This is a genomic window from Pseudomonas sp. Sample_21, from assembly GCF_004307525.1.
Taxonomy (GTDB): Bacteria; Pseudomonadota; Gammaproteobacteria; order Pseudomonadales; family Pseudomonadaceae; genus Aquipseudomonas; species Aquipseudomonas atacamensis.
Genome location: NZ_RCNZ01000036.1, coordinates 140,133 through 164,062 on the forward strand (window position 1 = coordinate 140,133; position 23,930 = coordinate 164,062).

Below are 23,930 nucleotides of genomic sequence, written 5' to 3' on the forward strand. Positions count from 1 at the left end.
CCGCTTTCGCGAGCAGGCTCGCTCCCACAGAGCCCAAAAACCTGACCTTTCAGGCAGTTATTGCTCGTTGCCCTCGCCGCCCTCTTCCGGCATTCTGCGCACCCATTTTCTGACCCGGCCCCGCCTTGCGGCGCGCACATCACCATGACCGCCTCTGACAAAACCCCGCGCAACAACGACCTGATCTACGGCCTCAACGACCGTCCGCACCTGACCGCCACGGTGTTCGCCGCGTTGCAGCATGTACTGGCGAGTTTCGTCGGCATCATCACCCCGACCCTGATCATGGGCGGCGCCCTCGGTCTGCACAGTGAAATCCCCTACCTGATCAGCATGGCGCTGTTCGTCTCCGGCCTCGGCACCTTTGTCCAGGCCAAGCGCTTCGGCCCGGTGGGTTCCGGTCTGCTCTGCCTGCAAGGCACCAGCTTCTCCTTTATCAGTGTGATTCTCAGCGCCGGGTTCATGGTCAAGGCGCGTGGCGGTGGCACTGACGAAATCCTCTCGACGATCTTCGGCGTGTGCTTCTTCGCTGCCTTCATCGAAGTGGTGCTCAGCCAGTTCATCGGCAAACTGCGCATGCTGATCACGCCGGTGGTGACCGGCACGATCATCACGCTGATGGGCCTGTCGCTGATCAAAGTGGCGATGACCGACATCGCCGGCGGCTTCGGCGCGCCTGACTTGGGCGCGGCCAGTCACGTATTTCTGGCGGCGCTGGTGATCGGTACCATCGTTGTGTTGAACCGTGTCGACGTGCCGTTTCTGCGCCTGGGCGCGATCGTCATCGGCCTGACCCTCGGCTACGTGGTGGCATGGCTGATGGGCACGGTGGATTTCGCTTCGATGCCCGAGGTGCCGCTGGTCAGCGTGCCGGTGCCGTTCAAGTATGGCTTCAACTTCGATTGGGTGGCGTTCGTGCCGGTGGCGGTGATTTTCCTCGTGTCGCCGCTGGAAGCGGCCGGTGATCTGACCGCCAACTCGATGATCTCCCGGCAACCGGTGAAAGGCCCGCTGTACATCCGTCGCATCAAATCCGGCCTGCTCGCCGATGGTCTCAACTCGGCCATGGCGGCAGTGTTCAACAGCATGCCGATGGTGACCTTTGCGCAGAACAACGGGGTGATCCAGTTGACCGGTGTGGCCAGCCGCTACGTAGCGTTTTTCATCGCCGGGCTGCTGGTGTTGCTCGGTTTGTTCCCGATGATCGGCGCGGTGCTGCAACTGATGCCGAAACCGGTGCTGGGTGGCGCCGAACTGGTGATGTTCGGCACCGTCGCCGTGGCCGGAATCAAGATCCTAGCCGAGGCCGGCCTGCATCGACGCAACATGCTGATCGTGGCGATCTCGCTGGGCATGGGCCTGGGTATTGCGGCGGTGCCGGAAGTCCTGCGCGAACTGCCGCAAGCGCTGCGCAACATCTTCGAATCGCCAATCACCGTTGGCGCGTTGTGCGCTATCGTGCTGAACATCTTCCTGCCGGAAGAATTCATCGAGCTGGAAGAAGATGATTTTGACCCGGAAGCGTCGATTCTGCAGGTCATGGAAAACCCCGACGTCGCCGCCAAAGGTGAACCCGGCCAAGCGGCGGCTGTCGCACAGTTGAACCGCTGACGTCGCGCCTCGAAAAAAAAGGGCTGCACCGGCGACGGTTCAGCCCTTTTTTGTCGAGAGATTTTTATGCGCCGCGTCCACGCCGTCATCCTGTCGCTTGTGCTGTTGTCGCTCAGTGCCTGCGCACTGTTTCCCAATCGCGACCCGGTGAACATCAACGTGGTCGGCCTCGAACCGTTGCCCAGCCAGGAACTGGAAGTACGCTTCGCGATCAAGCTGCGCGTACAGAACCCCAATGAAACGGCGATCGATTACAACGGCATCGCCCTGGATCTGGAGGTCAATGGTCATTCGCTGGCTTCGGGTGTGAGCGATCAGAGCGGCTCAATCCCGCGTTTCTCTGAAGCCATTGTCACGGTACCGGTCAGCGTCTCGGCGTTCTCGTTCCTGCGCCAGACATTGGGCCTGAGCCAGACGCAAAGCCTCGACAACCTGCCCTACGTGCTGCGCGGCAAACTGGCGGGCGGGTTGTTCGGCACGATGCGCTTTACCGACAGCGGCAAGTTGAGCTTGCCTAAAGCGAGTGCGGCGACGTGGTAAAAAGTTTTCTGATCGGGCACCGATCCCTGTGGGAGCTGGCTTGCCAGCGATAGCGGTGCATCTGCCAAAAAGATGTCGACTGACATGGCCCCATCGCTGGCAAGCCAGCTCCCACAGGTTCTTTGCAAGCTTCAATGTCAGGTATTGAACCGCACCCCCGGCTTCGCCCGCTCATCAACGGTCAACTCGAACACATCCGGCCGCGCATAGTGGCCGACCACATCGTAGTCATACCGCGCGCGGATCAGTTCATCGGTGTCGATCTGCGCCGTCAGCAAACCCGCTTCCCCACGCAACGGTCCAGCCAGCACATCGCCCATCGGCCCGACGATCACGCTCCCGCCGGCAATCAAAGGTCGATCCCCGGGCCAATTGGCAATCTCCACCCCCAACGCATTCGGCGAGGCCTGCACCTGACAGGCGCTGACCACGAAGCAGCGGCCTTCATGGGCGATGTGGCGCATGCTGACCTGCCACATCTCGCGCTCGTCAACGGTCGGCGCGCACCAGACCTCAACGCCCTTGGCATACATCGCCGTGCGCAGCAGCGGCATCATGTTTTCCCAGCACACCACCGCGCCAAGCTTGCCGACCTGGGTGTCGAACACTGGCAGCGTCGAGCCATCACCCTTGCCCCAGATCAGTCGCTCGGTGCCGGTGGGCATCAGCTTGCGGTGTTTGCCGAGCAGCCCGGCCTGCGGATCGAAATACAGCACCGTGCAATACAACGTGCTGCCGGCGCGCTCGATCACGCCGATCACCAGATTGGCCCCGGTGCGCGCTGACAATCCGGCCAGCGCCTCAGTTTCGGCGCCAGGCACATCAATGGCGTTGGCAAAGTACCGCGCGAAGGCCTCGCGCCCCTCGGGCAGTCGATAACCCAACTGGGTGCCGAAACCTTCGCCTTTCGGATAACCACCGAGCAAGGCTTCCGGCATCACCACCAACGCAGCACCGGAGTCGCGGATTGCGTCTTCCCAGCTGAGAATCTGGTCGAGGGTTTCGCCTTTGCCCCCGGGCAAGGCACCGATCTGCAACGCCGCAACTATGGATTTGGCCATCGTGTTTACTCCATCAGGTTCAGGTGTTGCCGATTCTCCAGCCTCACGCGATCATGAATAAAGCCCTGCCCACTGCTGAATGATATGAGCCAAATGAATATCGCCGACATCGACCTGAACCTGCTGAAAGTCTTCGAAGCACTGCACGATGAATCCAGCGCCAGCCGCGCCGCTCTGCGTCTTGGCGTAACGCAGTCGGCGGTCAGCGCGGCGTTGCGTCGTTTGCGTGAGGTGTATGGCGATCAGTTGTTCGTGCGCACTGGGCGCGGTCTGGCGCCGACGCTGCAAGCCAATCAGTTGAAACCGGTGATCAGCGATGCCCTGAACAAATGCCGGCAAAGTCTGGCCATGCTTGATCCAGCGGCCAATCAGTACGAGGGGCGCTCGGTGGCGATCGGTCTGTCAGATGATTTTGAAATTGCCTACGGCCGCCGCCTGATCGAGGAAATCGCCCGTCGTGCGCCGAAGCTGCGGCTGATATTCCGCCAGACCCACAGCCAGATCGTCGCCCGCGCGCTGATGGAGCGCAGCATCGACCTGGCGATCACTGCCGGAGGATTTGCCGAGCGCCTGCTCAGCCGTCAGGTGTTGGGCGAAGGCGGCTATGCGTGTCTGGTCGACCCGGCCAGTCTCGCGCCAGGCCAACAGCAGATCGCATTGCAGGAGTTCGTTGAACGCGAGCACATTCTGGTGTCGTCGGGCGGCTTTATCGGCATTACCGATGAAGGATTGGCGGCAGTGGGTTTGAGCCGGCGAGTCTGCGCGTCGACCACGCATTTTGCTGCACTGCCCTTTTTGCTCAAGGGCAGTCAGGCAGTGGCGACCATCCCGGCCCACGCCGCCGCAAGTATCGCGGCGCTGAGTGGACTGGCGCTGCTGCCTTGCCCTCTGGCTTTACCGCGCTATCCGGTGGAACTGGGCTGGCGCACCAGCACACAGATCGATCCGGTGCTGGTCAAGGTTCGTGAGGTGATTGCCGCCACGTTCAGCCAAGGGTGAAACGGATTATTTGTTCGCCGCCATCAGGCGATTGACTTCACTGCGCACCATGTTGGCGAACTCCGGCGGCGACATGCCGTCCAGCTCGGCGCGGACCCACTCGGCCCATTTGCCCTTGCGCTTGGAGCGCTCCCCAAACAGGCGCGCGGCTTCGCCTTTGGCTTTGCCCAGATTGTTCTGCCAGAGTTCGAACAGACGGGATTTCTCGTCTTCCAGCGCTGCGCGCTCTGCGAGGGATTTGTCGGCCAGATTGAAACTCATGGGGATATATCCTGCTGCGTAAAATGGCGACATCTTACACGCTCGACACAAATCTCCGGTGCAGGTTTTTCCCTTGTCCGCGAATGACATGCAACTTTTCGCCTGCCGCTACACTCCATTGGTCACTGTCCATTCACCTGCAAGGAGTCACCCAATGGCCCGTAAAACCGCCTCGCAAGCTGCCGAAGAGCAAATCAAGGATCAAGCTTTCAGCGAGCTTCAGGCTCTGATCGAAGAATCGGACAAACTGCTCAAGAGCAGCGCTTCACTGGTAGGCGAAGAAGCAGAAACGCTGCGCGCACAAATTGCCCAGAAGCTGCAGCTGGCACTGGATTCGGTGTCCAGCGTGCGCGACCGCACCAAACCCGCTGTTGAAGCCACCGAGAACTACATCGGTGGCCACCCTTGGCAAACCGTGGCGGTCTCCGCCGGTTTCGGCCTGGTGGTGGGCCTGCTGCTCGGCCGTCGCTGAGTTCCAGCGCCACAAAAAAAGCGAGCCTTGGGGCTCGCTTTTTTATGCCTTGTGCAAACTCAGTCCCCCGTCAACTCCCGCAACTGCCCCAGCGTCTGTTCATCCAGCGTGATGCCCTGCGCTAATGAGCGGGCACGCTGCAAATGCCGCCGATCCCCCGGCAAACGCTTGAGCCCGACTCCGTGCATCTGCCGCACCAGTTCCTCGCTGCGCTGGGCAAAGCTCTGCCCCGCCGCTTTGCTCGGGTCGATGACGATCAACAGCTGGCCGGTCCATGGTGTCTTCGCGCCGGGATGGTTGGACCAGTCAAACTCGAATGAGAAATTGCCGCCGGTCAATGCCGCCGCCAGCAACTCGACCATCATCGACAGCGCCGAGCCTTTGTGCCCGCCGAACGGCAACAACGCGCCGCCTTCGAGAATCGCCTTGGGGTCCTGCGTCGGTTGGCCGAGGCTGTCGACCCCCATGCCGACCGGGAGTTTTTCCCCCTTGCGCGCGGCGATCTGCACATCGCCATGGGCAATGGCGCTGGTGGCAAGGTCGAACACAATCGGCGCGGCGTTGGCCCTTGGTGCGGCGAAGGCAATCGGATTGGTGCCGAACAATGGCCGATCAGCGCCATGGGGCACCACGCAGGTCATGCTGTTGACCACGCTCAGCGCCACCAGGCCTTCGTCGGCGAAGGGCTCGACATCCGGCCACAAAGCAGCGAAATGATGCGAGTTGCGAATCGCCAGCACCGCGATCCCGGCATGACGCGCCTTCTCGATCAGCAGTGGTCGGGCCGCTGCCAACGCTGGCTGGGCAAAACCGTTGCCGGCGTCAACCCGGACAAACCCCGGCGCGACGTCTTCAACCTGGGGCACCGCATGGCCATTGACCCAACCGCTTTTCAGCGTCGAGACATAACCGGGGATGCGAAACACGCCATGACTGTGAGCGCCGTCGCGTTCGGCGTTGGCGCAGTTGGCGGCCAGCACCCGGGCGACGTCGCTGGAAGTGCCGTGGCGCAGAAAAATCATTTCAAGCAGTTGCGTCAGTGCCTCGAGGGACACTGTGGACGAGCCAGGATCGTGTAGCGCAGACATCTGAAGCTCCAGAATGATTATTGGAGGGAACAACAGCGTACGGTCGAATTTGCCCACCGATTAACCGCGCCCGAGCTGCCAGCTGTCAACCCTTCGATTGATCGGCATCCGCTGGCGCGCCCAGATGCACATTTCACGGTCAGCGTGTGCGGTAACTATCTACCGCAAGTGCTCCAGTCTGCGCATCTACTGTTGAGTTCCAGCCCGATGGCGCCCCGTTCAGAGTTGCAATGATGTCCACCCCGACTGCCCCGCTGTTGTTTCCAGTGATATTCGATTCACCCGGCCTGCATGCTGCCCTGGGTCCGGCACACGGTCTCAACAGCAAAGACTTCGACTGGCTTGCCCATGCGCAACTGGCGACGCAATCGCTGCGCAACAAGCAAACCCCGCCGATGCTGGCCGAACGCATCCTGCTCAACGCCGACAAGCAACAGGCCGTGCCGCTGGCGGGCAGCTTCATGCTCAGCGCAGGGCCGGATGACAACGGCGTGTTTCTCTATACGCCCTACGATGGCCTGAAAAAATTCGCTGACCGCCAAGCACTGACGGACGCCTTGCAGACACGCCTCGACAATGCCGGGGAAGCTGATGATCTGCTGGCTTTCCTCTCGGTTTCGCTGCGCAAGGAACTGGTGGAAAAACGCGGGATTACCCTGACCTGCGAAACCATCGAAGGCGATGTGTTCGAGGACCAGCAAGCGGCTATCGGCGAATCCCTGGAGAGGTGCGCCCGCGACCTGCTGGACGAGCTCAAACGCCTGCCATCCCTTGCAACGTTGCTGGAAAAGATTCTCGACGAACTGCTCGAAGCGCATTTTGCCGCGTTGCAACAGTCGCTAACCCGGGTCGGTTTTTATTCGACGTCCTCCTCTGCGGACAAACAGTGGGTCGACTCGCTGTCGCTCAGTGACGCGCTGCTGCTGCACTTTCATCGCCAGGGCTGGCCGCACGGTCAGACCGTGGAATTTACCCATCCCGCTCGTTCGGTCAGCGAAGACGATCAGTCTGCCTGGACCCATGCGATCGAGTCCGCATCGGGAAAATTGACCATGCTGTTGTTTCGGCAGCTTGAGATCTACTGGAATGGCGCCTCATTCGAGGGCTCGCCCAGACGTACCTTCTTCAGCCAGACGCTACAGGATCAGGCGCGAGCGGATCTGATGATCAAGCGCGAAACGCAGATCCTCACTGCCAGCGAATTCGACGCCCTGCACTGTCTGGTCCGTGAGCCAAGCGTTGCAGTGCGGCGGCCAACGTTCGAAACCGTGTGCCTGAGCGAAGAGACAGCCTGTGTCGAGCTGGCCGGTTCGCTGATGATCAATCATGACAAGGCTTATCTCTATACGCCCAGCCAGGGCCTGCAGGTACTCACCGACTACGCCGACCTCAAACAGACACTGACCGCCAAACTGCGAGCTGCCGGGCACGAAGATGAGCTGTACGGGCTGATGAACCTGCAAGAGCGCAATCGCTACCTTGGCTTCACTAACGCACAGGTATCCGGGGAAAACATTGGCGGTGAGATCATGACGACGCTGTTCGAGACCATCATCACCAAACAACGCCAGAACATTGAATTCGTGTTGCAGCGCTTTCGTCAGAGCAAACGCACCACCGATATCCATGCACTCTTTGATAAGGCATTGGATATCCGTTCGATGATTCATGAACGATTGCTCAAGCTCGATCTCAATCAGCGCTGGAGTACCCGTCCGTTATTCACCAGCACTCCGCCATCGTCACTCGTGCAAGCGGACAAGGCTGCGCAGCAGGCGACGAGCCTGGGGCGCACGCTGGATAATCTGACCAGCCACTTCAAAGACCAGCCGACCGGCCACGGCGGCGAACAGCGGGTCTTTCTCGAGGGCATTCTCTGGAAGCTGGCGCAGGCGTTCGAAGATGGCCTGCGCGGTGAGGCCTACCTGCGCAGTCTCAGCGGGTCATGGCTGGAGGCGGAGCGAAAGATCGTCGACACCGTGTTCGATGCCACGCATCCGACACGCAGGGAGCGCCAGTCACTCAATGGTTTCCGCCCCGATGCATGGTCGCTCACCCTCACCTGTGCCGAGTTCAAAGGTGCATTGCCGCTCGCTCACTGCGTGCTCCTGACAGAGCGCGGCGGCATGGATGACCAGCATTCCGGACGCGCCATCCTGTGGACACCGGCCACGGGGCTGGAACAGTTCGAGAATATCGCCGTCGCGCAGAAGCAATTGCAACAACGCCTGGATGACAACAACCAGAGTCATACGCTGCTGGAAAATCTGCCAAGGGCTCAACGTCGACTGGACCTGCAATACACCCTGGGCAGTTTTCAATTGATTGAAGACCGTGTTTCCAGCAATCGCATGCAATCGGGCATTGAACACTTCCTGGCCGATTCAGAAGAGCTGCGCGTGTGTATCAAGAACCAGGACAGGTTGCAGACTTACCTTGAGCAAATGAAAAGCGCGGTGATCGATACCAATCTGCGCCGCGCCGTTGACCTTGCACGAACCCTTGCCAGTCATCTGGATTATCCCGACTGGTTGCGCATGGCCTCGGCGACCGAGCAGCGCACGCAACTGGCGTTGCTGGATGAACTGCGCCGCGCGTTCATCGACGGCAAGGATTTCCTCGATGAGGTCCCGGCGCTGGCCACTCATATCGAGCAGACCCTCAAGACACTGCTCGATGCGCGATTTCCAGGCAACGGCCTCAAGCCACAGGACATCCGGATCACCCCCAACCTGACACTGGCCGGCCCTGCCTGTGACTTGCTGGAGTTTGCCTTGCATCACTACAACGTCGTGCAGGACAGCGGTTTCAAAATGGCGTCGACAACAGCGACGGCACTCCCGAAGGATTTTGGCCAGTCCGCCGTACGGCAACTGCTGCAATCTCTCGACGTTGCCACTACCTACACCGCAAAAGTGACCGAAGCGCTGACAGCTGATAGCGCGTCAGCACGCCTCAGCAAAGAACGGTTCTTGCGCCAGCTGCCCTGGCAATTGATGCAGCACGCCCACTCGATGAAGTTGCAACAGCAACTCTCCGATACCGGCTACGACTATATCTGCCAGGTCCTCGATATGCCGGACGGGATAGCGCGGGCGATGGTCGACGGTGCTCACGCCATCGCTTGTCCGCTATCGTTGATCAAGACTTCAGGCGCTGATTGCGTAGACGCGCTCGGACTGTATATCTTCGGTCCGGCCGCAGGGCAAACAGGTCCCCGGGTCCTTTATGCGCCTTACTCAAGATGGATATTTCGCGAGTTCGAGAACGAAGCGCAGTTGATCGAAGCACTCAATACCCCCGGCCACTTTCAGGACTTGCTCATCCGGCGTCTGCCTGACGCGCAGCAGGCCGTATTCAAGAGCCTGTTGAAAACAACGATCGGCAAAAACAGTGAAATCACCCTTCATGACTCCCCCATAAAGGGCAACGTGCTCGAGCGGTTGCACAAAGACACCCTGAGTCTTCTGCCACAAATGCTGCGCAGCCAACCACAGATCGACGCCCAGGCAGATTGGGAAGCAGTGAAGTTTCTGTTCAGCCACGGCGTCCGCCTGGTGCCGCACGTGTTGCCGGGCAAACTCGCCTGCGGATTTTTCCTTTGGCGCAGCTATCAGGATTTCAAGGCCTCCGCTGAAGGCCTGCAGGATCACCACTGGGCGAACGCCCTGAAAAGCTTCATTGCAGGGGCGATTACCCTCTTCAGCCTGGGACGTCTGTCCTGGGAAAACGAGGCAGAAACGGTCAGTACCGAATTCGCCGCAGAGGCGCACGCACCTGAGGGTACAGCCACGACGGTGCAAGCAGCCTCTCGCTGGGCAAAAGTGTCACCGGTAACGCCCGCCCGCGTGGATCTGCAGCCCTTCGAAAGCAGTACGGCACTGGAAAGCCTCAAGCTCGATGCCAATAAGCTGGTCTATGGCGATTCGTCGACGACGCAGAAATACGCCGCCATTGCCGGCAAGGTGTATCCGACGGTCCAGGTCGAAAAGACCTGGTATTTGCGCAAAAAAGACGGCAGCCAGGGGCCGGCACTCGAGGAGAAAAATTCCCGTCTGGTCGTCGCAAGCACCAGCCAGCAGGTGTATCGCTGCCGGTCAAAAAAACGTGACCCTGTGCAACACGAAGTCGAGGAAAACCGTTCCGTAGAAATGTATATCCAGGCCAGAGGCATGGCCCAGATCAACCGTCGCTATCCGGCCAGGGCGTTCGTGATACAGCAAGCGGTAAATCGTGCAAGAGAATACGCAGTCAATTGTCTGCATAACTACGTTACACAGCGCGACAACCTTACGGGCACGCGGTTAGAGACGGTTTTAAAGGGGTTCTTCGAGGTGTCGGTGATAACGCCCACGCTGCTCAGGAAATTCGAGAAAGTGATTATTCCTGTTTGCCGAGAACTGACGAACCCGAAAGACGATCTGCTCTATACCGAACGCTTTTTTACTGGTCTGAACGGGCCTGGCAGCGGAAATACCGTGGCATTCGTTTTCAAACAGGACAAACGAAGAATCATTCATCTCACTGAGCTGTTTTTCAACCCGGGACTGGATAAATACACTGCGCATTTGCCTCCTCGGTTCAATGTTGATTCCCATGCCCGCGCTGTAACGCTGATCCATGAGCTCTCGCATCTGGTTTGCGACAGCGACGATCTTGTCGCCGTGCAGGCCATGGCGCCTTATCTGGACCTCATCGATACGAGGACGCCCTCGGGCAAACATGCCAAGGAATCTATTGAACGTCATCGCAGCTTATTGTCGCGCTACGGCAAGCACTTGTTTGCGGAGAAGACCGGCAAACAGGTCTGGACCGACCTGGACAAAGTGCCGGCGCATGCCGGCAATTACCAAAAAATCCTCAGCCTTACCAACACCACAAACCTTGCAGATGCACGCCTGGCGTTTTGCCGCCCTGATTCTGCAGATGCAAGGATTGACGTCATGCTCGCCAACGCTGATTCGATCGCGTTGCTCATCAGTGAACTGGGCCGCCAGCTCGACCCGCTTCCCGCCCCTCTATCGTCAGCGGCGGCGGGGTCGGATCAGGCAGGAGCCTCGCAAGCGCTGCCGTGAAGACAAAAAAATGCGCTGACGTCGCGCCAGCGCATTGCTCAACACAAGAATCAGTGAGTGCTTAAGGTGGGTTAGTCCTTCTGGTCCCGCAGCACATTGCCGGAAGCGCCATCAATGCGGAATTCGTAAACAGTGCCATCGGCCTTGCGCCCTTCGCCTTCCCAGTAGCCGTCATTGTCGGCGCCGATCTCATAGACCTCGACATAGCCGGCCTTGGTCTTGGCGACCTCGATGGCTTTTTCGATAGTGATCCAGCCTGCGCCTGGCTTGTCCGCCAGGGCGGCACCGGCGCTGAACAAACCGGCAGTGGCAATCAGGGCTGCGAATGTCTTTTTGATCATTTTTTCACTCCATTTATGGATAGTAGGCAGTTGCTTCCTGTTTTTTTGGGCGCCACAGGGAAAAATAAGTTCCACGTTGATGGGTAAATGCCATGACGGATGTTCTCGGCAGCCTGCCGGCGAGGTTAGAATGAGCGAAATCAGGACGAGTCAATGACCCAAGACACTCTCTCGGAAGCCGAATACGATGCGATCACCGATGCCGCCGCGCACTGGTGCATGCGTCTGCACGCCGCTGACTGCACGGACGAAGAGCGTCGCGCATTTGAAGCCTGGCACGAAGCCCATCCGCTGCATGCCTTTGAATACGAAGCCATGCAGGAAATCTGGGAAGTCGCCGGAGATCTGCCTCGAACCGAACCCGAGGCGCTCGCCGCGCAGCGCAAACCCTTGCGTTCGTGGCGCAAGTTCGCGGTCATCGCCGGCGCCTGCGCTGTCGGCTTGCCGCTTGCGGCCTACAGCGGCTGGAATCTGGGCTGGGTGCCCAACGGTTATCAGCATTACGCCGCCACCGACAGTGTGCGTCAGATCACCCTGAGTGACGGCAGCCAGCTGGAACTCAACCTGAACACTGACCTGACTTTCAGCAATTACAAACATGAACGTCGCGCCACTCTGAACAAGGGCGAGGCGTTTTTCAATGTCAGCCATGACGCGTCTCATCCGTTTGTGGTGCGCGCCGGGGACGGCAAGATCCGCGTGACCGGTACCCGATTCAACGTGTGGATGTATGAAGATCAGGTTCGGGTCAATCTGGTCGAAGGTTCGGTGCTGGTCAGCAGCAATCGCGATCTGCCGGGCGACGGCCTGCGTTTGAGTCCATCGATGCAGGCACGCTACCGACATGGCGATTACGCACCGCAAATCAGCCAGACCTACCCCGGCGATACCTCGCTGGCGTGGCGCAGCGGCCGACTGATACTGGACAACCTTGCGCTGCACGACGCCCTGCCGCTGATCAATCGTTACCTGAACAAGCCATTGATGCTGGCCGACACCAGTACCGGCGCGATCCGCGTGGGCGGTGTCTACAACATCAAAGAGATGAACAACCTCGCCAACAGCCTGCCGAAAGTGCTGCCGGTCTACCTGACTCGCAACAAGGAAGGCAACCCGGTAATCAATTCGATGCCGCAACGCCCGCCGAAAAGCTGAAGGCCGCGTCCCTTGCGGGAGGCGGCCTTCGTTTGTTTCAGGCGACGACTGTTTACTGCGCTGCCACCTTCCCTGCCTGATCCTGCTTGATCGTCTGCACCTGATATTGCGGATCCGCCTGGATCTGCTGCTCAGTGAATGGCAGGACACTCCACTGTTTCTTCGAAAACGCCTCGGTCTGATCGCGTGAATATTTCGACGCCGGATCACTGGATAACGAGAACGCCAGCAGCCCTTGGGCGTGCGGGCCTTTTTCGTCGAAGCTCACCACTTGCAGATAGCTGGTGCCGCTGACCACCTCAAGTTTGCCGTCATCACGGGGCACGCTTTGCATCGCGTTGTAGATGCCCAACGTACCCGGCCCGCCATGAATCGGCGTTTGCCGCCCGCCACTGCTGACAACCTGGATATCACCCCAGCGCATGTCGGGTTTCAGGCCCATTTTGCCGGTCAGTTCGACCGACGCCAGCATCGCTTCACGCAGCGCCTTGGCCACGGCCGGTTGTTCGAGCGCCAGGCCGTGCGGAGTGTGTTGCGCATCGGCCGGATTGAATGCAACACGCCAGATATCCGGTGAGTCAAGCAGCGCCTGCATAATGTTCTGGAAGTGCACCAGACCGATCCCGGAATCCAGACTGGCACGACCATCCCAGGCTTTGAGGCTGGCACAGACCGGCTTCAGCGTGGCCGCATCGCTGCCCAGATCGGCGCCGCAGAACTTCAGCAGATCGGGCATGACCTGCGCGGCCAGATAGACCTGATCGTCCATGACCATATGCTGCAGATCCTTGACCGCCAACGGGCCTTTTTTGCTCAGCTCAGCCAAACGATCAAGCGCAAATCGCGAGCGCAGGCCCAGCGGTTGTCCGTCCTGACTGATCAGCGGTGAATAGCCAGTGAGCGGTTGCGCCGGGTTGGCCAGCCACGCTGAATCGTTGGAGTGCTGAACGAAATCCTTGCGCAGCAATTGCGGCAACTGGCTGGACGCAAAAATGCCCTGCTGCGCCGCTTGCGGATCGGCATCCCAGGCACAGCCGCTGTTGGCACCGTCCAGGACAATCATGCGCAGACCGAGGCGTGGATCGCTGCACTTGGCCAGTTTTTCCGCGCTGACATTCGGCACCACCGACAGGTTCATGTACAGCGTCTGGCCCTTGTCATCCACCGCCAGAGTATTGACCCACGGGATGCCCTGGATCGTGTGCACCGCGTCTTGCAGACCCTTGAGATTGCTGGCCTGGTTCATCGCGTACCACTGCTTGAGCACGCGATCGTTGTCGAGGTTGGCATCGCGCAAGCTGTAGGCATATTGCTTATCCCAATCGAGCTTGCCCGGCCATTGCACGATCGGGCCGAACTGCGAGCTATAAATATCGCGCTTCACCGGCACGACCTGGCCGTCAGCCTGCTTGACCTGCAAGGTAACCGTCTGTTTGTTCAGCGGCAGCGACTTGCCGTCGAGCAGGTAGCGGGTCGGATCCTTTGGATCGAGTTGCAGGCGATACAAGGTGAAGTGTTTCGATGAGTCGACAGTGTGGGTCCAGGCCAGATGCTGGTTGAAACCGATGTTGATCATCGGCAGACCCGGCAAAGCCGCGCCCATGACATCGAGCTTGCCGGGGATGGTCAGGTGCATCTGATAGAAACGCATGCCGCCGACCCATGGGAAATGCGGGTTGGCCAGCAACATGCCACGGCCGTTGAACGAACGCTCGCTGCCGACTGCCACGGCGTTGCTGCCGCGATCCAGGGCGAAACGTTGCTGACGGGCGTCGGCCAACTGGAACGCCTCGGCGTCGTGCTTGACCTGTGCGGTCGCTTGCGGCGGCGTGGCGCCGGCCAGAGCCTCGGCGAACTGCCCGACCCCGCCTTCCACCAACAGGCGCCGCGTCAGTTTGACCAGATCCTCGGCACTGATATCGCGTACCCACTCGCCCTGGCATTGCTGCGGCAATCCCTGCTGGCGCCGTTCGGCCAGATAGCGGTTGTATCCGGCGGCATAACCCTCGACCAGGTCGCGGACCTGCGTCGGTTGCGCCTGCCAGAAGGTTTCGACCGCTTCTGGAGTATTGAGCCAGGTGAAGAACACATCACTGACGCGGTTTTCCCGTTGTTCGACAGTGAACTGCTCCGGGCCGAAGTAGCGTGAGCGCTGGCCGTTGACCGTGACGATCTCGTTGGCCAGCAGGCACAGATTGTCCTGGGCATAGGCGTAACCGATGCCGAAGCCCAGACCGCGTTCGTTTTCGGCGCGAATGTGCGGCACGCCGAAACTGGTGCGACGAATATCGGCGCTGGTTTGTGCAGCCGGGCTCAGTGCATGGGCCGACAGGCTCAGTCCGAACAAGGTGCTGGCGAGGGCCAGCCCGGTGAGTTGCCTGGAAATAATCACGCTTGCTCCTGATCGAAAGGTCGATTGCCCCTGCGTCCACGCGCAATGAGCCTGACGAAGAAACGAAGCTGAGGAAAAAAATTTAGCGGGCAATTCTTCGGGACGAGGCCGGCATCACAAGGCCGAGACGAATTTGCGACGAAATTTCTACATCTTTTCTTTCATGATTTGTCGTGCTGAAACGTCTTGTTTAGAGAGCGCAACAAAACCTTTCCCGATCTGGCTCTGAAAAGGAGTAATCGCATGTACAACTCGCAACTACCAACGGACGGTAGCCAGACGCCACAGGGCGTTTCCATGGGTTCGCACACCGGCAATTTCACCCAGCGCGGCGAGCGTCCGGGCAATGAGCGCATCCGGGTGTTACTGAAGAGTTTCGGCCTGCGCACCAGCCTGATTCGCCTGAAAGTCATCGACGCCCTGCTCGTGGCGGCACAGAGCAATCGTCGCCTGGGCGTACGTGGCGTGCATAGCCAGTTGCTCGATCTGGACGTGCCGTTGTCCTTTCTCAGCGTGCGCGAAGTGCTGAAACGCTTGTGCGCCGAAGGCGTGATCACCTTCAACGCCGACAAGAGTTACAGCCTGCACCCGCAGGCTGCAGCGGTCCTCAACCACGAATGAGGCACCGGGTGCTCGCCGTTACGGCTTGACCTTGCGGCGCATCACGCCATTGATCACCACCACAACCACGGCCACGCCGATCGCGACGTACTGGAAAGTTTTCTCGGTGATCATGCCGGCGTTTTGCAGCCAGGACAGGCCCAGCATGATAGCCAGTACCGACAGGGCGATCAGAATCGAATAAATCAAGCGTTGCTTCTGGGTCATTGCGGTTTCCTGAAACGTTGGAATGTATGCGTTTGCAAGCCATACGCTTGCCGAATTACGGGGACGTGCCGGGGCAAACGGGCGCTCATGTTACCGCCCCTGAAGACTTTTGGCTGCAAGGTCAGCCGACCTTGAGGCATGGCCCGCCCTCCCTGCTCTGGCGCAAACAAGTAAACAGCTTCCGCGCCACGCCAATCCTTTAAACATGCCGTAAGTTTTTGAAATCTGCTGACGCAGCAAACGGCTAGGTCTGCTGTGCGGCTGCGCCTAGGCTCTGCGAACTTCCTACCACTCATAAAACAGGGATGTTCATGCAGAGAACACTTATCAATATCGGCCCCAGACAGGTTGCCGGTTTCTGTCTGGCGCTGACCGCTTTCGAACTGCTCACTTACATGGCCAGCGACGTGATCATGCCAGCGATGCTGGACGTCACCACCGACCTCCAGGCAGACGCGCGGCATGTTCCCCATGCATTCAATCTTTATCTGTTGGGTGGCGTCTGCCTGCAATGGCTACTGGGTCCCTTGTCCGATCAATTCGGACGCAGGCCGCTGCTGTTGACGGGCTGCGCGCTGTTCGGAGTGTCGTGCGCGGCAGCTTTCAGCACCGACAGCATTGAAGCGTTCAACCTGTTGCGTCTGTTGCAGGGCATGGGGCTGGGATTCGTCGTCGCCGTGAGCTACCCGGCATTGCAGGAGGTTTTTTGCGAAGCCGACGCCGTCAGGCTGATGGCGTTGCTAGGCAATGTTGCGTTGTTATCGCCGTTGCTCGGGCCGCTGCTTGGCATCCTGCTGCTGGAATGGCTGAGCTGGCGGGAAATTTTTCTGCTGCTGGGATGCACAGCAGCGCTGGTCTGGCTCGGCCTGTTGCTGTGGATGCCGGAAACCGTGGGCGTCGAGCGCCGCGACGGTCATCAAACTCGCCCAGTACCCTTCTCCTGGCGCCTTACTTGTCGGCGCTACGGTGCGCTGTTGGGCAATCCGCGTTTCCTCTGCGCAAGCCTGGCGCTCGGCCTGATGAGTCTGCCGCTGATCGCCTGGATAGGCCTGGCGCCATTGCTGCTGGTGCGGGCGCTGGAACTGCCGCCGCTGGAATATGGCCTGTGGCAGATTCCGGTTTTCTCAGCGGTGATTGCCGGCAATCTGATTCTCGACCGCTTGCTGCAGACTCATTCGCTGACGCAATTGATTCAACTGGCGCTCTGGCCGTTCTGTCTGGGCCTTCTGTTTCTGGCCGCGTGCGCATTGCTCGGCGCGGGGCTTGGTCCGGTGGTGGCGAGTTTGTCGCTGTACGCCGTCGGGCTGGGCATGAGCAACGCGGCGGTGTATCGCCTGGCGCTGTTTTCCAGCGACGACAGCAAAGGCCTGGTGTCGGCGCTGACCGGCATGATTTCGATCGCCGTCATGGGCTTTGGCGGTTCGCTGATTGCGGCCATCGGTGGCGGCAGCCGTCTTGAATACTTCGCTATCTGGGCCGCATTCGGCGGGCTGATGTGCCTGCCCATGGTTTACCGGCTCCTGCAAACCACCACATCTGATGTGGCCTCGCCTCAGTAAGGAACACTGATGACTCACCTACCCTATGCCGACGCGCTGTGCGCGTTGACGCAACCCTATTGCGCGGATTCAGCCGCGTCCGGTCTGTTTGATCGGGCGATGACCGAAATCAGCCGCTTTCACTGCGATCACACCCCGGGTTACGTCCATTGGCTCAACGCCCACGGACTGGCGCCGCAGGACCTCGACAATCTCAGTGACTGGTCGCGTCTGCCGCCGATCTTTGCCAGTTTCTTCAAGCAACACCTTCTGCTCAGCAGCACGGGGACGAACGCCCTGGAACTGACTTCGTCGGGCACCAGCGGGCAGAAAAGCCGGATGCGTTACGACGAACGCAGCCTGGCTCGGGCGCAGTTCATGGTTGCGCAGATCTTTCGCCATTACGCCTGGGACACTCCCGATAGTCCGTGCAACTACCTGCTGTTGAGCTACGAACCCGAAGGACGCATCACCTTGGGCACCTCGTTTACCGACCAGTTTCTCTGTCGGTTTGCCCCGGTCAATCGCGTGGTCTACGCCTTGCGTAACACTGGGCGCGGCCATCAGTTCGATGTATTCGGCGTGATCGCCGCGTTGCAGTCTTTCGCTGAAGAAGGCTTGCCAGTACGGATTTTCGGCTTCCCGGCGTTTCTCTGGCAGACCCTGCAACGCATGCAGGCTACCGCTGTGCAGGATGTGCAATTGCCCGCCGGTTCGCTGGCTTTTTTTGGCGGTGGCTGGAAAACCCAGGCTGCGGAGGAAATTCCCAAACAACAGTTTTACGCCCATATCCATCGGCAACTGGGCATCGAACCGGCCCGCTGCCGCGACGGTTACGGTGCTGTCGAGCACGCCGTGCCTTACATCGAATGTGCCCGTCACCGCTTTCATATGCCGGTGTATTCGCGAGCGCTGATTCGCGATCCGGCGGATTTTTCCCTGCTGCCCTATGGCCAACAAGGCCTGCTCGGCTTCGTCTCGCCTTACATCTCCTCCAGCCCGGCCCACGCCGTGGTCATGAGCGACCTTGCCACGCTGCACCCGGGCGCAACTTGCGGCTGTGGATTGACCAGCGACTGGTTCGAACTGCACGGCCGCGCCGCCACCACAGCGGGCAGAAGCTGCGCAATGGCCGCCGCCGAATTACTGGGAAGTCACTGATATGTATTTGATCAATGGACAACTGCACCACGCTTATAGCCTCGACCAAGCGCTGCAAGACCTGCAACAGGCGTTGCCGCAACACTTGGCGAGGGCCCTCGACAGCCGCACAGTCATCGACGCAGTCGCGGGATTTGCCCGGCAACTGCATGACGCGCACTCGGATCTGCCCCTCGACAACGAGCAGCGGCAGGCCCTGATCGATTTCTGCCAACCCGAAGCGCTAGCCTACAAACGCCAGCGTGAGTTGGGCGCCGAAGCCGATTGCCTGCGTCGTTTCGATTATCGCCAGCCACGCTTCGAAGCCTGGCGTCCACTCGGGCTGGTGGTGCACATCACTCCGGCCAACGCGCCGCTGCTGGCCTTTTGCGCGGTGGTGGAAAGTCTGCTCGCCGGCAACGTCAACTGGTTGCGCCCCAGCCGCAGCGATCAAGGCCTGACGGCGCAACTGTTGCGCGCGTTGGTCGACTGCGATGCAAGCGGACAACTGGCCGGACATGTGGCGGTGATTCCAGCGAGCACCGAGCAGATCGGCAAGCTGTGCAAACCCGCCAACGGCGTTGCAGCGTGGGGTGGCGAAGCGGCCCTGCAAGCGATTCGGCAACAGTTGGTGCCGGGGTGTCGCTGGATCGATTGGGGGCACCGCATCAGCTTCGTCTATCTCACCCCGGAATCGTCTACGCCGGAGGCGCTTGATGCCGTCGCCGACGAAGTCTGCCGACTGGATCAGCAGGCCTGCTCCAGCCCGCAATGGCTGCTGGTGGACAGCGATGATCCGCAGGTTTTGTGCGATATCGGTGAACGCCTGGCGCAGGCCCTGCAACGACGCGCCGCACAGTGGCCGGCACTGGTGCCGACACGCCAGGAAGCCTCGCAAATTACCACGCACACGCAGATGGCCCGCCTCGGCCAGAGTTTCGCCGGACACACCGGGCAAGTGTGGAGCGGCCCGGGCTGGCGGGTGATGTGGAGCCATGATCGGCAACTCGCGCCTTCACCGCTGTTTCGCAGCGTACTGCTGCACCCGCTGCCGCAAGCGCTGCTGACCGCCACCCTGCTGCCGTGGCGCAACGTCCTGCAAAGCTGTGCGCTGGTGTGTGCGCAATCGCGCATTGCCGAGCTTACCCATGCGTTGATCGCCGCCGGGGTCACGCGTATCGCACCGATCGGCAGCATTCACGACGGTTACGCAGGCGAACCCCATGATGGCGTCTATGCGCTGCAACGTTTGAGTCGGCGGGTATCGGTGAGTCTGGCCGCCACGCAACTGCAGGATCAGGCCAGTCTCGATTCACCGCCACTCGCGGCGAAGTCGTGCGCTGCGATCATGAACAAAGAGGCGTTCGTCGCCCAGCCCATCAACGATCAGGCGCAGTTGTATTTCCGCTCCGGAGGCAGCAGCGGCACCCCTGCTCTGGCCGGCTACAGCTATCGCGATTTCGATCGGCAGATGCGCGCAACCGCTGATGGCCTGTTCGCCGCTGGTCTTGATCCGGCGCGGGATCGGGTCATGAACCTGTTCTTCTGTGGCGGGCTGTACGGCGGTTTTCTCAGCTTCAGCAAAGCGCTGGAATTGCTCGAGGTGACGCACCTGCCCATGGCCGCACCTACCGATGACGACTACCGGGAGATTGCCCAACTGATCATCGACCAACGGGTCAACGTCCTGGTGGGAATGCCCGCCACACTGCATCGTCTGTTTGTCAATGAACAGGAGCGTCTGCGTGCTTATGCCGGCGTCGAAAAGGTCTTTCTCGGTGGCGAGCACCTGAGCGAGCAGAACCGTGCATTGCTGCGCAGTTGTGGCGTCTCGAGCATTCGCTCGGCGATCTACGGCAGCGTCGATGCCGGCCCGCTAGGCCATGCCTGCAAGGCTTCGGCGGATGGCGGTTTCCATCTGATGAACGCGATCCAGCACTTGGAAATCGTCGCGTTCGATGAGGATGTGCCGGTGGTCGAGGATCAAGTCGGTCGGCTGCTGGTGACCTCGCTCGCCCGTGAAGGGGGCCAGCGCGTGCAGCGTTATGAGATTGGCGACACCGGGCGCTGGCTGCCGGGCGTCTGCGCCTGCGGGCTGACGTCGCCACGCTTCGAGCTGTTGCAACGCCACGGCAAGCTGTTGCGCATCGGCACTGACTTCATCTCCCTGAGCGAATTGGCGTCGCGGCTGCAAGTGCCGTTTCAGTTGCAGCTGGACCACAGCGCTGACGGCGTCGAGCGCATGCAACTGCACTGCGAACTTGCAGCCGACATCGCTAAACACCGTCTCGCCGATTACCTGACCCTGATGACCGTGGTCGACAGCGGATTGCTGGTGCTGCAGATCGAACAATGCCCGCCCGAGCACTTCGTTCAAAACAAACACAGCGGCAAGACGCCGCTGGTCATTGACTCCCGCCGCTGACGCTTGCCGTGAGCTGGCTCATTCGAATCAAGAAGAATACACCGTGAAAACAACCGACCCGATTAGCGAATTGACGGGTTTTGCCCGCAAGCATTCGCCCTACTACAGGAACAGCCTCGCCGATATTCCCGAGGCAATAAGCTCGCTGCGCGAACTGCCACTACTTGATCCGGCAGACTTCTGGAAAGACAGCGCGGATCTGGCGCAATGGCCAGTTCTGACAGCACCGATTGCCCACGCCCTGGTCTTCAAGACCGGTGGCTCAACCGGCGGCGGCAGGCTCTCCGTATATGCCCGCACGGAATGGCAACGCACAGTGGAAGCTTTCGGCCGCAGTCTGAGCGAGCAATTCAGCTCCGGCGACCGTGTCGCCAATCTGTTCTTCGCTGGCGACCTCTACGCCAGTTTCCTGTTTATCCACGATTCACTGGCCCATGTGGAAACGCCTATCACCGAGTTTCCGTTTACCGGCGAAGTCGACCCGCCAATGCTGGCCGATGCCATCGTGCAACACCGGATCAACGTGTTGGCTGGCTTGCCTGCGCAACTTTTGACCTTCGCCAGTTGGCTCGACCAACGCGGCCTTGCGCTGCCCTTGGTTGATAGCGTGCTTTATGGCGGGGAGAGTCTGTTTGCCTCGCAACGCCAGCTTCTCGAGCAAGTGCTGCCCAACGCGCGCATTGCCTCGATCGGCTACGCCAGCGTCGATGGCGGATTCATCGGTGCAAGTCATCGTGACTGCATCGAAGGAGAACATCGCACACCTGACGGTCACGCACTGCTGGAGATTATCGATCAGCACAGCGGCGCAACGATCGAGGCCTGCGATCAAACCGGTCTGCTGGTGCTGACCAATCTGCATCGCCGTTTGATGCCGCTGATCCGCTATCCCGTCGGAGATCTCGCGTGCTGGCGCGAACCGCCGGGCACTGCACAACGCAAATTCGCCCTGCGGGGTCGCAGCGGCAACAGTCAGCGCGTGCGGGTCGGCATTCTGTCGCTGATGACCGATGAAATCAGCGAAAGCGTACGGAGCAGCACTGGCAGCAACGATTGGCAGTTATTGATCGAACACGACGACGGCAGGGATCTATTGACGGTGAAATACGTAGTCAACGAAAGATCGACCCGCATCGAGGACAGACTCGAGGCCCGCTTGATCGAACTGTATCCGCAGATACCACAACTGCGAGGCGCCGGGTTATTGCAGCTGCGTATACAGAGCTGCCGCTTCGAGGACCTTGCGCGCCATCCTCGCGCAGGGAAAAGCCTGCGGATCGTCGATCTACGCTGCTACGACCGACATGACAGGGAGGTGCGTGATGGAAGCGTTGATCCTGCGCAATTACCGTGACACCGACGCCACGGCAGTCAGCCAGCTGTTTCGCGAGGTCTATGGCGATCATTACGTGCAAAGCGACGTCTACCTGCCCTGCCTGATCAACCAGAACCACGCCGACAAACGCTGGCACTCACTGGTTGCAGTGGAGGGAGAGCGGATTCTTGGCCATGCCACTTTGTATCGGCAAAGCGAAAACTCGCACGATGCCGAACTGGCCTTGAGCGTCGTACATCCCGATACCCGCGGCAAGAACATCGCTACGCGGCTGGGCGCGCAACTGCTGACTCATGCACAAGCGTTGGGTTGTCGCAGCGTTTCGATCAAACAGGTCACCCACCACCCCTATACCCAACGCATGGCTATCAGTCTCGGTTTTCATAACACCGGACTGTTGCCGGACTATGTCCGCTCACCCTTTGGCGGCAAAACACCGGAGTCGATCGTCTTGGGTGTCCGCGCCATAGACGGCTATCAGCGCCCGCTGCCGGAGCAGCCGTGGCCAACCCGCTACCGTGCGTTCATGGAGCGTATGACGGCGGCGTTTGGCTGTTCTCCCAGTGCAGCATGCTGGCGCGGGCCCTCGGTTCAGGTTCAACAACACGGCAATCGGCATGAAATGCTCGTGGAAAAACTCGAACCGGAACTGCTCGATCAGCTGAGAACGTTGCCCGGGCATTGGCTGATTTCGATTCGTTTGCAGCTGTCCCGACAGTTTGCCGTGGATCTGCACAGTCTTAACGCCATCGGTTTTGCTTTCACCGGTCTGGCGCCTGCGCAAGACAATCGAGGAGGCTGGCTGACGTTGTTTCATCGCGGCTACCGCACGCGCAAGCTGACATTGCATTGCCCGCACATGCAGCAGTTACACGACCAGGCACAACGTCAACTCACTGGGCGAGCCATGGCTGCGGTGTAATCAGCCGGAGCCCGCACACGGATGAGCGGGCTTCATCGGCAGATGTCACGCCTTTGCCGTCAGGCCTTTGTCGGACGGAACTGCCGCATTGCCTTCGCCATAGGTCTTGAGATTCTGCAGGACGTAAATGGCTTTCTTGAATTCGGGAATCAGGCTCTTGCCGTAGTAATTGCCATTGAGACTGTTGGTCTGGATGGCATCGAGCTGCGTGGCGAAATATTCCAGCGCGTTGAACTTCGCCTCCGGGTCTTTCTGCACGCCGAAGCGGTCGAATTTGTCGCCGGCATTGAGCAAGGTGATCGAGGTGATCTCGGAAATCAGGCCGCGCCCGCGCAGGAATTCGCTGAGGTTGCCCAACTGCTTGACGGAGACGTTGGCTGGATCAAAGCCCTTGATCTGCTTGCGCAAACCCTGTTTGTCCATCTCCGCGACGTTAAGCGCATTCGGATCGTTGCCGACCAGGGTCAGCATCTGCTGCACCTTGACGCTCTGCGAAACCTGCTTTTTCGCGCCGGTATCACGGACCATTACGCCCGCCTTGCTTTCCCAGGCGCCGGTATAGCCGATCGTCATGCGAGGATTCCTTGTGCAATGAGCATGAAATGTCCTTGTCCCAACCAATTGAATGGGCGCGAGTATCGGCCGCTTCGCCTGATCCAACCAACCCTTTTGTGCGCTTTTTTACAAATCTCGTACATTCATGACACCGAGCTTAAGGCCCGCAAACATTGCTTCAGCGCCGTCAT

Annotated in this window: 19 protein-coding genes; 12 read left to right on the top strand and 7 right to left on the bottom strand. The window is 59.9% G+C overall.

The features are described 5' to 3' along the window. Nucleotides 1-144: 144 nt before the first annotated feature. Together D8U71_RS05220 and D8U71_RS05225 are read left to right on the top strand one after the other, a co-directional pair. Complete coding sequence (locus D8U71_RS05220) at nucleotides 145-1,611, top strand: nucleobase:cation symporter-2 family protein (RefSeq protein ID WP_016774665.1); 1,467 nt, start codon at nucleotides 145-147, stop codon at nucleotides 1,609-1,611. Between the two features lie 66 nt (nucleotides 1,612-1,677). Further along, a complete protein-coding gene (locus D8U71_RS05225; RefSeq protein ID WP_130887309.1) occupies nucleotides 1,678-2,151 on the top strand; it encodes an LEA type 2 family protein in 474 nt (157 codons plus the stop codon). Between the two features lie 137 nt (nucleotides 2,152-2,288). Here D8U71_RS05225 and D8U71_RS05235 read toward each other — a convergent pair whose 3' ends face one another. Next, nucleotides 2,289-3,212, bottom strand: coding sequence for a carbon-nitrogen hydrolase family protein (locus tag D8U71_RS05235; protein ID WP_130887311.1), 924 nt, complete (start codon nucleotides 3,210-3,212; stop codon nucleotides 2,289-2,291). An 84-nt stretch (nucleotides 3,213-3,296) separates the two neighbouring features. Between D8U71_RS05235 and D8U71_RS05240 the strand changes: the two genes are divergently transcribed. After that, nucleotides 3,297-4,211, top strand: a complete 915-nt coding sequence (locus D8U71_RS05240; protein WP_130887312.1) for a LysR substrate-binding domain-containing protein — start codon at nucleotides 3,297-3,299, stop codon at nucleotides 4,209-4,211. Nucleotides 4,212-4,217: 6 nt separating this feature from the next. Here D8U71_RS05240 and D8U71_RS05245 read toward each other — a convergent pair whose 3' ends face one another. Then, a complete protein-coding gene (locus tag D8U71_RS05245; RefSeq protein ID WP_003224595.1) occupies nucleotides 4,218-4,472 on the bottom strand; it encodes a hypothetical protein in 255 nt (84 codons plus the stop codon). Nucleotides 4,473-4,626: 154 nt separating this feature from the next. On the opposite strand from D8U71_RS05245, the gene D8U71_RS05250 reads away from it, so the two are divergent. Next, a complete protein-coding gene (locus D8U71_RS05250; RefSeq protein WP_024012897.1) occupies nucleotides 4,627-4,944 on the top strand; it encodes a DUF883 family protein in 318 nt (105 codons plus the stop codon). Nucleotides 4,945-5,003: 59 nt separating this feature from the next. On the opposite strand, the gene D8U71_RS05255 is transcribed toward D8U71_RS05250, so the two are convergent. After that, nucleotides 5,004-6,032, bottom strand: coding sequence for an Ldh family oxidoreductase (locus D8U71_RS05255; protein ID WP_130887313.1), 1,029 nt, complete (start codon nucleotides 6,030-6,032; stop codon nucleotides 5,004-5,006). 395 nt (nucleotides 6,033-6,427) lie between these two features. On the opposite strand from D8U71_RS05255, the gene D8U71_RS05260 reads away from it, so the two are divergent. Then, nucleotides 6,428-11,107 carry a DUF6543 domain-containing protein gene (locus tag D8U71_RS05260; protein WP_241664200.1) on the top strand — a complete coding sequence of 1,560 codons (4,680 nt, stop codon included), beginning with the start codon at nucleotides 6,428-6,430 and terminating at the stop codon, nucleotides 11,105-11,107. A gap of 71 nt (nucleotides 11,108-11,178) precedes the next feature. Here the strand turns inward: D8U71_RS05260 and D8U71_RS05265 are convergent, their stop codons facing one another. After that, nucleotides 11,179-11,448, bottom strand: a complete 270-nt coding sequence (locus tag D8U71_RS05265; protein ID WP_123442531.1) for a PepSY domain-containing protein — start codon at nucleotides 11,446-11,448, stop codon at nucleotides 11,179-11,181. Between the two features lie 153 nt (nucleotides 11,449-11,601). Here D8U71_RS05265 and D8U71_RS05270 point away from each other — a divergent pair, with 153 nt between their 5' ends. Further along, complete coding sequence (locus tag D8U71_RS05270; RefSeq protein WP_130887315.1) at nucleotides 11,602-12,603, top strand: FecR family protein; 1,002 nt, start codon at nucleotides 11,602-11,604, stop codon at nucleotides 12,601-12,603. A 52-nt stretch (nucleotides 12,604-12,655) separates the two neighbouring features. Here the strand turns inward: D8U71_RS05270 and D8U71_RS05275 are convergent, their stop codons facing one another. After that, a complete protein-coding gene (locus D8U71_RS05275) occupies nucleotides 12,656-14,995 on the bottom strand; it encodes an acylase (protein WP_130887316.1) in 2,340 nt (779 codons plus the stop codon). 243 nt (nucleotides 14,996-15,238) lie between these two features. Here D8U71_RS05275 and D8U71_RS05280 point away from each other — a divergent pair, with 243 nt between their 5' ends. Further along, on the top strand, nucleotides 15,239-15,616 hold the full coding sequence (locus tag D8U71_RS05280) for a fe2+ zn2+ uptake regulation protein (RefSeq protein WP_024012892.1): 378 nt from the start codon (nucleotides 15,239-15,241) through the stop codon (nucleotides 15,614-15,616). 18 nt (nucleotides 15,617-15,634) lie between these two features. Here the strand turns inward: D8U71_RS05280 and D8U71_RS05285 are convergent, their stop codons facing one another. After that, nucleotides 15,635-15,823, bottom strand: coding sequence for a hypothetical protein (locus D8U71_RS05285; protein ID WP_016770563.1), 189 nt, complete (start codon nucleotides 15,821-15,823; stop codon nucleotides 15,635-15,637). A 311-nt stretch (nucleotides 15,824-16,134) separates the two neighbouring features. On the opposite strand from D8U71_RS05285, the gene D8U71_RS05290 reads away from it, so the two are divergent. The 5 genes from D8U71_RS05290 to D8U71_RS05310 are packed head-to-tail and all read left to right on the top strand — an operon-like array spanning nucleotide 16,135 to nucleotide 23,184. Continuing rightward, complete coding sequence (locus D8U71_RS05290; RefSeq protein ID WP_130887317.1) at nucleotides 16,135-17,382, top strand: MFS transporter; 1,248 nt, start codon at nucleotides 16,135-16,137, stop codon at nucleotides 17,380-17,382. A 9-nt stretch (nucleotides 17,383-17,391) separates the two neighbouring features. Continuing rightward, nucleotides 17,392-18,522: an acyl-protein synthase gene (locus D8U71_RS05295; RefSeq protein WP_130887318.1), complete on the top strand. Its 1,131-nt coding sequence runs from the start codon at nucleotides 17,392-17,394 to the stop codon at nucleotides 18,520-18,522. Nucleotide 18,523: 1 nt separating this feature from the next. Next, entirely contained in the window at nucleotides 18,524-20,926 is a 2,403-nt protein-coding gene (locus D8U71_RS05300) for an acyl-CoA reductase (protein WP_130887319.1), read from the top strand. A 43-nt stretch (nucleotides 20,927-20,969) separates the two neighbouring features. Then, nucleotides 20,970-22,280, top strand: coding sequence for a phenylacetate--CoA ligase family protein (locus D8U71_RS05305; protein ID WP_130887320.1), 1,311 nt, complete (start codon nucleotides 20,970-20,972; stop codon nucleotides 22,278-22,280). After that, a complete protein-coding gene (locus D8U71_RS05310) occupies nucleotides 22,249-23,184 on the top strand; it encodes a GNAT family N-acetyltransferase (protein ID WP_130887321.1) in 936 nt (311 codons plus the stop codon). The genes D8U71_RS05305 and D8U71_RS05310 overlap by 32 nt, the downstream gene beginning before the upstream one ends. 45 nt (nucleotides 23,185-23,229) lie before the next feature. Here D8U71_RS05310 and D8U71_RS05315 read toward each other — a convergent pair whose 3' ends face one another. Beyond that, nucleotides 23,230-23,757, bottom strand: coding sequence for a hypothetical protein (locus tag D8U71_RS05315; protein WP_016774651.1), 528 nt, complete (start codon nucleotides 23,755-23,757; stop codon nucleotides 23,230-23,232). Nucleotides 23,758-23,930: the final 173 nt, after the last annotated feature.

Coding starts and splice junctions, on each gene's coding strand:
- D8U71_RS05225 (WP_130887309.1), top strand. CDS start 1,678: ATGCGCCGCGTCCACGCCGTCATCCTGTCGCTTGTGCTGTTGTCGCTC.
- D8U71_RS05255 (WP_130887313.1), bottom strand. CDS start 6,032: ATGTCTGCGCTACACGATCCTGGCTCGTCCACAGTGTCCCTCGAGGCA.
- D8U71_RS05310 (WP_130887321.1), top strand. CDS start 22,249: ATGGAAGCGTTGATCCTGCGCAATTACCGTGACACCGACGCCACGGCA.
- D8U71_RS05220 (WP_016774665.1), top strand. CDS start 145: ATGACCGCCTCTGACAAAACCCCGCGCAACAACGACCTGATCTACGGC.
- D8U71_RS05240 (WP_130887312.1), top strand. CDS start 3,297: ATGAGCCAAATGAATATCGCCGACATCGACCTGAACCTGCTGAAAGTC.
- D8U71_RS05295 (WP_130887318.1), top strand. CDS start 17,392: ATGACTCACCTACCCTATGCCGACGCGCTGTGCGCGTTGACGCAACCC.
- D8U71_RS05300 (WP_130887319.1), top strand. CDS start 18,524: ATGTATTTGATCAATGGACAACTGCACCACGCTTATAGCCTCGACCAA.
- D8U71_RS05315 (WP_016774651.1), bottom strand. CDS start 23,757: ATGACGATCGGCTATACCGGCGCCTGGGAAAGCAAGGCGGGCGTAATG.
- D8U71_RS05270 (WP_130887315.1), top strand. CDS start 11,602: ATGACCCAAGACACTCTCTCGGAAGCCGAATACGATGCGATCACCGAT.
- D8U71_RS05285 (WP_016770563.1), bottom strand. CDS start 15,823: ATGACCCAGAAGCAACGCTTGATTTATTCGATTCTGATCGCCCTGTCG.
- D8U71_RS05280 (WP_024012892.1), top strand. CDS start 15,239: ATGTACAACTCGCAACTACCAACGGACGGTAGCCAGACGCCACAGGGC.
- D8U71_RS05290 (WP_130887317.1), top strand. CDS start 16,135: ATGCAGAGAACACTTATCAATATCGGCCCCAGACAGGTTGCCGGTTTC.
- D8U71_RS05250 (WP_024012897.1), top strand. CDS start 4,627: ATGGCCCGTAAAACCGCCTCGCAAGCTGCCGAAGAGCAAATCAAGGAT.
- D8U71_RS05245 (WP_003224595.1), bottom strand. CDS start 4,472: ATGAGTTTCAATCTGGCCGACAAATCCCTCGCAGAGCGCGCAGCGCTG.
- D8U71_RS05260 (WP_241664200.1), top strand. CDS start 6,428: ATGCTGGCCGAACGCATCCTGCTCAACGCCGACAAGCAACAGGCCGTG.
- D8U71_RS05235 (WP_130887311.1), bottom strand. CDS start 3,212: ATGGCCAAATCCATAGTTGCGGCGTTGCAGATCGGTGCCTTGCCCGGG.
- D8U71_RS05265 (WP_123442531.1), bottom strand. CDS start 11,448: ATGATCAAAAAGACATTCGCAGCCCTGATTGCCACTGCCGGTTTGTTC.